11 protein-coding genes are annotated in these 12,274 nt (G+C 33.6%); 8 read left to right on the top strand and 3 right to left on the bottom strand.

The features are described from left to right. Nucleotides 1–160 precede the first annotated feature (160 nt). The gene (locus tag CXF59_RS11715) at nucleotides 161–397 is read right to left on the bottom strand and encodes an acyl carrier protein (RefSeq protein WP_007137004.1); all 237 of its coding nucleotides are present in this window, start codon (nucleotides 395–397) and stop codon (nucleotides 161–163) included. Between the two features lie 177 nt (nucleotides 398–574). On the opposite strand from CXF59_RS11715, the gene CXF59_RS11710 reads away from it, so the two are divergent. From CXF59_RS11710 to CXF59_RS11695, 4 genes are all read left to right on the top strand, one after another. Beyond that, nucleotides 575–1,135: a phosphoribosylglycinamide formyltransferase gene (locus CXF59_RS11710; RefSeq protein ID WP_101137947.1), complete on the top strand. Its 561-nt coding sequence runs from the start codon at nucleotides 575–577 to the stop codon at nucleotides 1,133–1,135. A gap of 48 nt (nucleotides 1,136–1,183) precedes the next feature. Further along, nucleotides 1,184–1,669, top strand: a complete 486-nt coding sequence (gene rnhA, locus CXF59_RS11705) for a ribonuclease HI (RefSeq protein ID WP_101137946.1) — start codon at nucleotides 1,184–1,186, stop codon at nucleotides 1,667–1,669. Nucleotides 1,670–1,744: 75 nt separating this feature from the next. Beyond that, a complete protein-coding gene (locus tag CXF59_RS11700) occupies nucleotides 1,745–2,668 on the top strand; it encodes a PfkB family carbohydrate kinase (RefSeq protein ID WP_101137945.1) in 924 nt (307 codons plus the stop codon). A gap of 101 nt (nucleotides 2,669–2,769) precedes the next feature. Then, nucleotides 2,770–4,668 (top strand): amidophosphoribosyltransferase, encoded by a 1,899-nt coding sequence (locus tag CXF59_RS11695; RefSeq protein WP_101137944.1) that lies wholly within the window; start codon nucleotides 2,770–2,772, stop codon nucleotides 4,666–4,668. A 630-nt stretch (nucleotides 4,669–5,298) separates the two neighbouring features. On the opposite strand, the gene CXF59_RS11690 is transcribed toward CXF59_RS11695, so the two are convergent. Both CXF59_RS11690 and CXF59_RS11685 read right to left on the bottom strand, forming a co-directional pair. Continuing rightward, complete coding sequence (locus CXF59_RS11690; RefSeq protein ID WP_101137943.1) at nucleotides 5,299–5,907, bottom strand: superoxide dismutase; 609 nt, start codon at nucleotides 5,905–5,907, stop codon at nucleotides 5,299–5,301. Nucleotides 5,908–6,114: 207 nt separating this feature from the next. After that, entirely contained in the window at nucleotides 6,115–6,798 is a 684-nt protein-coding gene (locus CXF59_RS11685; protein ID WP_198554689.1) for a ComF family protein, read from the bottom strand. A gap of 94 nt (nucleotides 6,799–6,892) precedes the next feature. Between CXF59_RS11685 and CXF59_RS11680 the strand changes: the two genes are divergently transcribed. From CXF59_RS11680 to CXF59_RS11665, 4 genes are all read left to right on the top strand, one after another. After that, nucleotides 6,893–8,434 carry a glycine--tRNA ligase gene (locus CXF59_RS11680; RefSeq protein ID WP_101137942.1) on the top strand — a complete coding sequence of 514 codons (1,542 nt, stop codon included), beginning with the start codon at nucleotides 6,893–6,895 and terminating at the stop codon, nucleotides 8,432–8,434. Nucleotides 8,435–8,783: 349 nt separating this feature from the next. Then, entirely contained in the window at nucleotides 8,784–9,596 is an 813-nt protein-coding gene (locus CXF59_RS11675; protein WP_101137941.1) for a LytTR family DNA-binding domain-containing protein, read from the top strand. Nucleotides 9,597–9,776: 180 nt separating this feature from the next. Further along, nucleotides 9,777–10,112 (top strand): 3-oxoacyl-ACP reductase, encoded by a 336-nt coding sequence (locus CXF59_RS11670; protein ID WP_101137940.1) that lies wholly within the window; start codon nucleotides 9,777–9,779, stop codon nucleotides 10,110–10,112. Between the two features lie 108 nt (nucleotides 10,113–10,220). After that, nucleotides 10,221–12,272 (top strand): tetratricopeptide repeat-containing sensor histidine kinase, encoded by a 2,052-nt coding sequence (locus CXF59_RS11665; RefSeq protein WP_101137939.1) that lies wholly within the window; start codon nucleotides 10,221–10,223, stop codon nucleotides 12,270–12,272. The last annotated feature ends 2 nt before the right edge of the window (nucleotides 12,273–12,274 follow it).

Here is a 12,274-nt window from a genome sequence, read left to right as displayed (position 1 = left end):
TTAAACAAATAAAACCCATGCTTTCTTCACTGTATTATTATTACAAAAGAGCCATGGGTATTACAATAAATATCTTTTGATTGAAAATCAATCTTGAATTTAATTTTTAAAAAAAAATAATAACACCCGCATACATGATAGTAGGCGGGTGTTTAAATTATTATTTTTTAGCTTCTTCGATATAAGAAATAGCTTGACCAACAGTAGCAATGTTTTCTGCTTGATCATCTGGAATTTGAATGTCAAATTCTTTTTCGAATTCCATAATAAGCTCAACAGTGTCTAATGAATCAGCCCCTAAATCATTAGTGAAGCTTGCTTCTGTTACAACTTCGTTTTCGTCAACACCTAATTTGTCTACGATAATCGCTTTTACTCTTGATGCAATGTCTGACATAATCTTTAATTTTAGAATTTAATTTGTTGGCAAAAATAAAAAACTTTATTTTAAAACAACGAATAAGTTGATAAATGTGTCAACTAAATTATAAAATAAATTTTAACAAAGATTTCCTAATGTTATTTATTTTCATTTTTTATTCCTTTTTTTGCGTAATCTAAACTTAGGTGGATTATGAAAAAAATAGTTGTTTTTGCTTCCGGATCGGGTACTAATGCTGAAAATATTATAAAGTATTTTGCTGCAAGTGAAACTGGAACAGTGGTGGCAGTTTTGACAAACAACCCAACTGCCAAGGTAATTGAACGAGCAGAAAATAATAAAATACGAACAGAGGTTTTTTCGAAAGAAGAACTAATTGAAGGAAAGGTATTACAAACGATAAACACAATTGCTCCGGATTTAATTGTTCTTGCTGGGTTTTTATTGAAATTCCCTCAAAATATTATTGTTTCTTATCCCAATAAAATTATAAACATACACCCTGCATTGCTGCCAAAATATGGTGGAAAAGGGATGTACGGAATGAATGTTCATAGGGCAATTGTTGAGAATAAGGAAAAGGAAACCGGTATAAGTATTCATTATGTAAACGAAAATTATGATGAAGGTGGACTTGTTTTTCAAAAAAAGGTAACCTTAACTGGAACCGAAACGCCAGAAGATATCGCTGAAAAAATCCATGAATTAGAGCAGGAATTTTTCCCTAAGGTAATCGCGGGATTATTGGAGTAGGTATTTAAAGTTTCATTTCTAATATTGCACAAATCTATTTTAACTATAATGAATTACGACGTACATATATATACGGATGGTGCTGCTAAAGGAAATCCTGGTAAAGGAGGATATGGAGTAGTTATGGAAAGCGTGAAAATGGGTAAAACCTACAGCAAAGAATTTTATGAAGGGTTTAGGCTAACGACTAATAATAGGATGGAGTTGTTAGCAGTAATTGTAGGCCTGGAAAAATTAAAGAATCCAAATACAAAAGTACTTGTCGTTTCTGATTCCAAGTATGTAGTTGATTCAGTATTGAAAAAATGGGTTTTTGGTTGGGAGAAAAAACGATTTGTAGATCGAAAAAATGCTGATTTATGGAAGCGTCTCTTAGTGGCTTATAGAAATCATCAAGTCGATTTTAAATGGATAAAAGGGCATAATAATCATCCGCAGAATGAAAGATGTGACGTACTTGCCGTTATGGCTACACAAAGCACTCCGTTGTCAATAGATGCTTTTTATGAGAAGGAAGAAGGAAAAGTTTTATGAAAACTTTCCGAGTTTGAACCTTTGCAATATTGTAACTTATAAACTACCTTTGCGCTTTAATTCCAAACTCATAAAATGAACAAATTATTGATTGTCGGAACGGTCGCTTTCGACGCAATTGAAACTCCTTTTGGTAAAACAGATAAGATCTTAGGTGGTGCAGGAACCTATATAGGTCTTTCCGCTTCTTTTTTTAATTTGCAATCAGCGATAGTTTCTGTAGTGGGCGATGATTTTCCGCAGGAATATTTGGATTTACTCCTTGAAAGAAATATTGATATTTCTGGTCTTGAAGTAGTTAAAGGAGGGAAAACATTCTTTTGGAGCGGTCGTTATCATAACGATTTAAATACAAGAGATACTTTAGAGACACAATTAAATGTTTTGGCTGATTTCCAGCCTAAAGTTCCAGAGGACTATAAAAATGCCGATGTTGTGATGCTTGGGAACTTGCATCCATTAGTACAAAGCGGAGTTTTGGACCAAATGGAAACGAAACCAAAATTAGTTGTTTTAGATACCATGAATTTCTGGATAGATTGTGCATTGCCTGAATTACTTGATGTAATGAAACGTGTAGATGTAATTACAATCAATGATGAGGAGGCAAGACAACTTTCCGGAGAGTATTCGTTGGTTAAAGCAGCGGCCAAAATTCAAGCTATGGGGCCAAAATATGTTGTGATTAAAAAAGGAGAACATGGTGCTTTACTGTTTCATGATCTTCAGGTTTTCTTTGCACCGGCTTTACCATTGGAAGAGGTTTTTGATCCAACAGGAGCGGGAGATACTTTTGCGGGTGGGTTTGCAGGATTTATTACACAAAGTGAAAACGTGTCGTTCGAAAATATGAAAAATGCCATTATTTATGGCTCTAACTTAGCTTCTTTTTGTGTCGAGAAATTTGGTACAGAAAGAATGATTGATTTGGATAAGAAGGAAGTAGTGTCAAGATTGAAACAATTCAAATCCTTAACACAATTTGATATAGAATTATAATGTCTTAAAGCCCCGGAAACGGGGCTTTTTTGATTATTAGTCTTACAAACTATTTGTAGGATTTTATTTTAGAAAACAACAACACAACAAACTACAACACGATGAGCGATGCTTTACAACATGAATGTGGGATAGCCTTAGTTAGACTACTTAAACCGCTTGAATTTTATAAAGAAAAATACGGGACTGCTTTCTACGGAATACAGAAAATGTATCTCCTAATGGAAAAGCAACACAACCGTGGACAAGATGGTGCTGGTTTTGCAAGTATAAAGCTTGATATGGAGCCAGGTGAAAGATATATTAGTCGAGTGCGATCGAATCATGCGCAACCAATCCAAGATGTGTTTGCTCAGATAAATGACAGAGTAAATGAGGAAATGGCTGCACATCCTGAATATGCGGATAATGTGGCGCTTCAAAAAGCAAATATTCCGTACGTAGGGGAATTGTTTTTAGGGCATGTTCGTTACGGAACATTCGGGAAAAATAGTATCGAGAGTGTTCATCCTTTTTTGCGTCAGAACAACTGGATGCACAGGAACCTGATATTAGCCGGGAATTTTAATATGACTAATGTAAAGGAACTTTTTCAGAGTCTGGTTGAATTAGGTCAACATCCAAAAGAGATGGCGGATACTGTTACCGTAATGGAAAAAATAGGTCATTTTCTTGATGATGAAGTGACTGATTTATACCAAGAATGTAAAAATGACGGTTTATCAAAAAGAGAAGCTTCTCCGGTTATTGCGGAAAAATTAGATGTAGCAAAAATATTAACCAGGGCTTCTAAAAACTTAGATGGTGGTTATGCTATGGCAGGACTTCTGGGACATGGAGATTCATTTGTGTTTAGAGACCCTGCTGGGATACGTCCCGCTTATTTTTATCAGGATGATGAAGTAGTAGTAGTAGCTTCTGAAAGACCAGTTATTCAAACGGTTTTTAATGTCCCTTTTGAAGCGGTACATGAAATAGACCCGGGAAAAGCATTAATAATCAAGAAAAACGGGACTGTTTCGATGCAGGAAATTTTGACACCAACAGTGAAAAAAGCCTGTTCTTTTGAAAGAATCTATTTCTCTAGAGGAAGTGATGCTGAAATATATCAAGAAAGAAAAAATCTGGGAAGATTAATTTTGCCAGCAGTTCTTAGTGCCATAGATCAAGATACGGACAATACTGTTTTTTCATATATTCCTAATACGGCTGAAACATCATTCTATGGCTTAGTGGAAGCAGCTCAGGATTTTTTAAATCAAAGAAAGAAAAATTATATTCTCAAAAACGCAGATAATTTAAATGAGGATTCCTTAGAAGAAGTACTTTCAGTTAAGATCCGTACTGAGAAAGTAGCGATTAAAGATGCTAAATTAAGAACATTTATTACTGAAGACAGCAGTAGGGATGATTTAGTGGCGCATATTTATGATGTGACATACGGTGTTATTAAACCAACGGATAATTTAGTGATTATTGATGATAGCATTGTAAGAGGGACAACATTGAAAATGAGTATCATCAAAATGATGGACCGTTTGAATCCGAAAAGGATTGTTGTTGTTTCATCTGCACCACAAATAAGGTATCCTGATTGTTATGGTATAGATATGGCTAAGCTGGAAGGTTTGGTAGCTTTTAGAGCAGCTTTAGAATTGCTTAAAGAAAGAAACTTATATCATATTGTTGATGAAGTTTATTTAAAATGTAAAGCGCAGGAAAACTATAAGGATCATGATGTGGTAAATTATGTTACGGCCATTTATGAGCAATTCCAGCCGCAAGAGGTTTCAGATAAAATTGCAGAAATGTTGAGCTCATCTGAGATTAAGGCTGAAGTAAAAATTATATTTCAAACAGTTGAAGATTTACATATTGCCTGTCCAAAAAACTTAGGAGATTGGTATTTTACAGGAGACTATCCTACACCGGGTGGTAACAGAGTAGTGAATAAAGCCTTTATGAATTTCTATGAAGGAAAAGACGCTAGAGCGTATTAATCGTCCGCGAAGCGCATTTAAACGTTTATATTGGTTGTTCATCTAAAATTTTTGCCAAAACCCTTGATTTAATTTAGTTTTGGCTCACCATAAAATTAGTAGGTTAAGTTTATGGTAGATTTGGGGCAAAAAAGGTGGAAGTAATTCCACCTTTTTTATTGGAGTAAAATTGAGGTAGAAAAAGCAGTGAGTTTCATAAATTGAAATGCACTGCTTTTTTTTAATTGCTGTAAAAGAGGACTAGTTTTTTGTTTATCCAAATTCATAACATATCTTTTTACTATGTTGAGTCTCTTAATTATCACGGGAATAATTTATTTTTCAGTAGGTTATCGACTTTATAGGTTGTTCGTCTTAAATAGTTGTAGACAATGTTTATTTGACTTAAGTTTATATCACCATAAAATTAGTAGGTTAAGTTTATGGTAGATTTGGGGCAAAAAAGGTGGAAGCAATTCCACCTTTTTTATTGGAATAAAGTGAAGAGATATGAAGTTAGAGAGCAGCAGTAAAAAAACCATAAAAAAAGTCGTATCAACTATATAGCTCATACGACTTTTTTATTCCTAAAGTTCATTAAAGTCGGTTACACGATTCGTATTTCCCAAGTCTAATTTCTAACCTTTTTTATTATTTTTCAGAAGCAAATCTTCGAGATACTTCTGTCCAGTTAATTACGTTAAAAAAAGCTTCAATGTAATCAGGTCTTCTATTTTGGTAATGCAAATAATAAGCATGTTCCCAAACGTCCATTCCTAAGATTGGAGTTCCGCCACATCCTACTCCTGGCATTAATGGATTGTCTTGATTAGGAGTTCCGCAAACATCTAGTTTTCCACCTTTGTGAACACAAAGCCAAGCCCAACCTGAACCAAACTGTGTTGCTCCAGCTTTGCTGAATTTTGCTTTAAATTCTTCAAAAGTTCCAAAAGCACTTTCAATTGCAGTTAGTAAATCTCCTGTTGGAGGTCCGCCTCCATTAGGAGTCATTACATTCCAAAAAAGATTATGATTGTAAAATCCTCCACCGTTGTTACGAACAGCAGTGTTTTTCATGTCAAGGTTAATCAAAATATTTTCGATTGTCTTGCCTTCCATATCAGTACCTGCCGCTGCTGCATTAAGGTTAGTTGTATAGGCGTTATGGTGCTTCGAATGATGAATTTCCATCGTGCGTGCATCAATATGAGGTTCTAATGCGTCATACGCATAAGGTAATTGAGGTAATTCAAAAGCCATGATATAATTGTTTAAAGATTTATAAAATTTATTCAAATTTAAACATTTAACTTTGGAATTGGAAATTCTATTTAGTTATTATAACATTAATTTAATTGATAGTCTCATTTTTTCTTATGATTACCCACCTTTAGTCTCGCTGAAATAAGGCGATTTTTTAAAATATGTAATAATTTAAAAAACAGTGTTCTGACTAAATAAAAAATCTCATGATTGTGCCATGGCCATGCATACTATACTAACTCTCGCGCCCGGAATTTTCAACAAAGCTCTGGAACAGGCCTCCAATGTAGCCCCTGTCGTGATGACGTCGTCAACTAGGAGATAATGTTTGTCATGGTCTCTGTCATTAAAATAAACATCAAAAACAGCATCGATTCCTTCGCTTCGGTCTAGTCTATTTTTCTTGGATTGTGTTTTTGAATAAGTTGTTCGAAACAAAAGAGAATCATTATACGGTATATCGAGTTCCTTTGAAAGCGCCAATCCAAAAGTAGTTACCTGATTATACCCTCGTTCTCTTAATTTTTTTTTATGCAAAGGAACCGGAATAATTATATCGGCTGTTTTTACGGTGGTTTTTTCTTTTAAATCTTCAGCATACCAGTTGCCTAAAACAGATCCTATTTCTTGATGCCCTTTATATTTTAATTTATGAATAATTTCTTGTACGATTCCTTTTTTGTGAAAATAAAGAAACGCAGAGGCATATTCCAGTGGAATTCTGCCATAAAATTTCTTAAAAGCTTCATTTTCTGGATTTAAATGATGATTTGTTAAAGGAATATGGTGTCTGCATAGCGTACATATAACTTTTTCATTTGTCAGTAAAAATGAGTTACAGCCAATGCAGACAGGAGGGAAGAATAGGTTTAAAATGTATTTTAACATTTAATTACTGATTTATTTATAAAAATATGAAAATGAATGGTTCAAACATCCGTTATTTCTCTTTTTTTAAGTTCGCTTTTTATATTTTTGCACTATGGCAAAACAAGAAGACATATTTAAGAATGTAATTTCGCATGCAAAAGAGTACGGATTTATTTTTCCGTCAAGCGAAATATACGATGGTTTAAGTGCAGTTTATGATTATGCGCAAAACGGAGTAGAGTTAAAAAAGAACATCCGTGAATATTGGTGGAAAGCAATGGTTCAGTTGAATGATAATATTGTAGGTCTTGATGCCTCAATATTAATGCATCCGACCACTTGGAAGGCTTCTGGCCACGTAGATGCTTTTAATGACCCATTAATTGACAATAAAGATTCTAAAAGAAGATATAGAGCCGATGTTCTGATTGAAGATTATGCTGAAAAGCTTAATATTAAAGCAATCAAAGAAGTCGAAAAAGCAAGGACTCGTTTTGGTGATGCTTTCAACGAACAGGAATTTGTAACCACAAATCCTAGGGTGATGGAATACAAATCTAGAGAAAGAGAAATCCTAGAGCGTTTAGGGCGTTCTTTAGGAAATGAAGATTTAGAAGATGTAAAAGCGTTGATAGAAGAACTTGAAATAGCTTGTCCTGAAACTGGATCCCGAAATTGGACAGAGGTAAGACAGTTTAACTTAATGTTTGGAACAAAATTAGGTGCGTCAGCAGATACCGCAATGGATTTGTATTTGCGTCCTGAAACTGCGCAAGGTATTTTTGTGAATTTTCTGAATGTGCAAAAATCCGGAAGAATGAAAGTTCCTTTTGGAATAGCTCAAACCGGGAAAGCATTTAGAAATGAAATTGTAGCGAGACAGTTTATCTTCCGTATGCGTGAATTTGAACAAATGGAAATGCAGTTTTTTGTTCGTCCGGGGGATGAAATGAAACATTATGAATTTTGGAAAGAAGCGAGATTGAAATGGCATTTGTCTCTAGGTTTAGGGAAGGAAAATTACCGTTTTCACGACCACGAAAAACTAGCGCATTATGCTAATGCAGCTGCTGATATAGAATTTAATTTTCCGTTTGGGTTCAAAGAATTAGAGGGGATTCACTCTCGTACTGATTTTGATCTAAAAGCACACGAGAAATTCTCAGGTAGAAAATTACAATATTTTGATGCTGAATTGAATCAGAATTATGTTCCTTATGTAGTGGAAACATCCGTTGGATTAGACAGAATGTTCTTGGCTGTTTTTGCAACTTCTTTAAAAGAAGAAACTTTAGAAGATGGATCAACAAGAACAGTCTTGAAATTACCTTCGGTATTAGCTCCTACGAAAGCAGTAGTTTTACCATTGGTTAAAAAAGATGGTTTACCTGAAATAGCCCATAAAATAGTTGAAGACTTAAAATGGGATTTCAATGTGGGATATGATGAGAAAGATGCGGTAGGTCGTCGTTATAGAAGGCAAGATGCATTAGGAACCCCATTTTGTATTACTGTGGATCATCAAACTATAGAAGATCAAACCGTAACGATTCGTCATCGCGATACGATGAAACAAGACCGAGTTAAAATTGCGGACTTGAATGCTATTATCGAAAATGAAGTGGCGATGAAAAACTGGTTGATGAAAATGTAATAACTTACTTATAGTACATTAAAAGGCTTTCCAAATTGGAAGGCCTTTTGTTTTTTTGGGCTATTAAATCCGTATGGTGTTTAAAACGAGGTCTTTTGTACCTATAGTGATAATGTATTTAATCGGATTTATGTGCATTTCGTCTTAATCTATGAACATTTGTTAACAACATATGAACATCTGACTTTAATACTCAACGAAACATGTATTTTTAGTTTGTTAAATAACGATAAATAATTTGTTTTTTATTTAATGAGTTTCCCAAAACTACCATCGGTTTTAATTTTTTTGAAGCATATACTGCTTTAAACGCTTAATAATATGCCGAACAATTTAGGAAGAGCTATAGATGAACTATTCGTACATTATTATTGACGACGATCAAGAAAGTGTTTTGAAAACAAAAGCCATGGCTGATAGTTTTTCGGAGCTTGCCTTCGTAGCTTCGGCAAATAATTATGAAGAAGGTCTAAACCTTATATTAGAACATATTCCCCAATTAATTTTTCTCGAGATTGACCCTTCAGATAAAAAAAGCAAGCTGTCATTGATGCTTATCAACGAGTTGCACCGTTATCTGAAAGTGATACCTAAAATTATTGTTACTACTTCCAAAAAGGATTTGGCCTACGAAGCAATCCAATATGAGGTTACAGATTATATTTTAAAGCCTTTGGCACGTATCGATTTTATAAAGTCAATCTTAAAGTTGAAAAAATCGGATTTTGACAGTGCTGGTGTTTTAGCGCATCCCCATGTTCTTGAGGAGAAGTCAACGGTTGTAGTACAACATGCAACTCCCGCTATCGAGGATCCTCTCGTGTTGTGTATAAAATCGTATGGTGATCACAGGTATATTGATGCTAGGGATATTTGTTACTTGCAAGCAGATAACAACTCTACAGATATACACTTAAATGGTGGCGAAATGATTACTGCTTTCAAAACCTTGAAACATTTTGAGGGCGTGTTGTCGTATCCCTTTGTAAGGATTCATAACAGTTATATTGTTAACTCGCGTTACATTTCAAGGATCCACACCGGAAATGCAGTCTGTTATATCAAAAACACTACGGTGAAAATTCCTTTTTCTAAGTCTTATAAAGTTAATATCGATCTTATAATTTCCGAAATTTCGAACGGGAATTACTTAGAGATCTAAAAAAATACCCATCTACCAAGATTTGGGCCCCATTCACTATCAGATGATTGTATTCCACCATTTAACCTTTTTTTTGTAAGAAAAAAAGAGAGATGCTATCTACATTTACATTGTAATGACGCTACAATAGCATGTCATATATAATGTGAACATAAACATATAACATAAAAATCCCCTATTATGAAAAAAGCAATCTTAACAATCGGAATTTTCTCTTTAGTAATGTTTTTAACTTCTTTTACTACACCAGAAACTAATAGTATTATCGGTGGAAATGCAACTGGTGGAAATATGAAATTGGATATTATCGGTGGAAATGCAACTGGTGGAAATATGAAATTGGATATTATCGGTGGAAATGCAACTGGTGGAAACATGAAATTGGATATTATTGGTGGAAATGCAACTGGTGGAAATATGAAATTGGATATTATTGGTGGAAATGCAACTGGTGGAAATATGAAATTGGATATTATCGGTGGTAATGCTACAGGTGGAAACATGAAACTAGACTGATTATTAAATTAGAATCCATAAAATTATTTAGGCTATCAATTATTTGATAGCCTTTTTTTATGACAATAGTTTTATTTTACTATTTTTGATAAAATTCTCAATCAATAATTGAAAGATAGATATTATATATACCTAGGATTACTACTTCTGTCTGTTTTTTTTGGTTGTGCCAAGAAAAACGAGCGGAAAGGCAACCTAGAATTTTCACAAGACAGTTTGTCAAACTATTTTACTTTAGCTAATGATTTAGCTTTACCTAGAGAAAAAAGATTACAGTATACTCAAAAAGCTTATGATATTGTAGTTAATAATGATAATGATTCCATAAATCGAGTGAATCTTTTTAGAGTTGCGAATAGATTTTATAATATTAATGACTGGAGAAAATACAGTAAAACTGTTTATTTGGTTTTAGAAAAATCACAAATAGCTAAGGACTCCTCTAGTGAAGCTAAGGCTTACACTTATCTTGGAGATTATTATATTTCTAAATCTGTGCAGGATAGTGCGTTTCTGTTTTATGACAGGGCTGAAAAAGCATATAAGGAGCTTGGAGATAAATTCAATCAGAGTAGAATTTTAATTAATAAAGCAGATTTACAGTTTCGCGTAGGAGATTTTGCAGAAACCGAAAAAATAGTATTTGATCTATTGCGGATTATTAAAGATGAAAAGCGGAATAATGCTATTTACTATGATGCATATAATATTTTAGGGACTACATATTGCGAGCAAGGAGAATTTGAAAATGGAATTATTTATCACAATAAAGCACTTGCAGTAATTGACGATAACGTAATCCCTGAAGAGTATCAATCCAGAGCCACTTCATATAATAACATAGGATTTTTATATTTAAATGCTAAAAAATATGCATTGGCCAAAAGTTATTTTCAAAAAGGACTGGAACAAAAAAAATTAAGTACACAGAAGCCTTTTGTTTATGGCTTATTATTAGATAATTTAGCGTATTCAAAGTACAAACTGAATGAATCAAATGACCTTCCGGAATTATTTTTTAAATCTCTTAAGTTTAAAGATAGTTTAAAATTAACCAGTGGTGTATTTGTTAACAAAATACATTTATCAGAATATTTTGCGTCAAAAAGGGATACTTTAAATGCCTTAAAATATTCAAATGAAGCTTTGTTGTTAGCTGAATCGACTGATGTTTCTCGAGATGTTTTAGTCGCTTTAAAGCAATTATCAATTATTGAACCGGAGAGGGCGGCAGTATACAATAAGGAATACATTCAAATTAATGAAGAGTTGCAAAAAGAAGAACGCAGTATGGGCGATAAATTCGCTCGTATTGAATATGAGACAGATCAAATTAAAGGAGAGAATTCAGATTTAACAACTCAAAACAGGAATTTAGTATATGTTTTAAGTTTTGTAACAATCTTAGGATTATTTATTTATATCATTAAAGCCCAGAAAACTAAAAACAGGGTGCTTTTATACAAGCAGCAGCAGCAAAAAGCCAATGAGGATATTTATAATTTAATGATTTCCCAACAAACTACTATGGATACCATAAGGCTAAAGGAGAAAAAAAGGGTAGCTCAAGAACTGCATGATGGCGTTTTAGGGAGAATGTTTGGTGTTCGTATGAATTTGGATGGCTTAAATGGGTTTCAGGATGATATAGCTGTAAGTCAAAGAATTAGTTATTTGTCGGAATTAAAGAATATAGAGCAGGATATTCGTGAAATTTCACATGATTTAAATAGGGAAAAATCGGAATTAATTAATAACTTCGTCGCTATCGTCGACAATCTATTTGAAGAGCAAAGGAAGACGTTTCAAACTAAATTGATTTCAAGTATTGACAGTACTATAAAATGGGAGTTGTTAGTGAATTCCGTGAAAATCAATTTGTACCGAATCATGCAAGAATCGCTTCAAAACATTAATAAATATGCCAATGCAAATACTGTCAAAATAGAATTGAGAAGGAAGGGTGATAATCTGGTTCTTGTCATTATTGATGACGGCATCGGATTTAATGCAAAAGTAAAAAAGAAGGGTATAGGTATTCAAAATATGCTTTCTCGAACAAAAGAATGCAATGGCGAATTTCAGATTAATTCAAAAAAAGGAGAAGGTACAACTATCACCATTATCGTTCCAATAGAACAAAAACTAATATATACATAGAA

It is taken from the genome of Flavobacterium sp. ALD4 (assembly GCF_002836475.1).
Taxonomy (GTDB): Bacteria; Bacteroidota; Bacteroidia; order Flavobacteriales; family Flavobacteriaceae; genus Flavobacterium.
The sequence above is the reverse complement of the archived record's forward strand: the minus strand, read 5'-3'. Positions and strand labels throughout refer to the sequence as shown.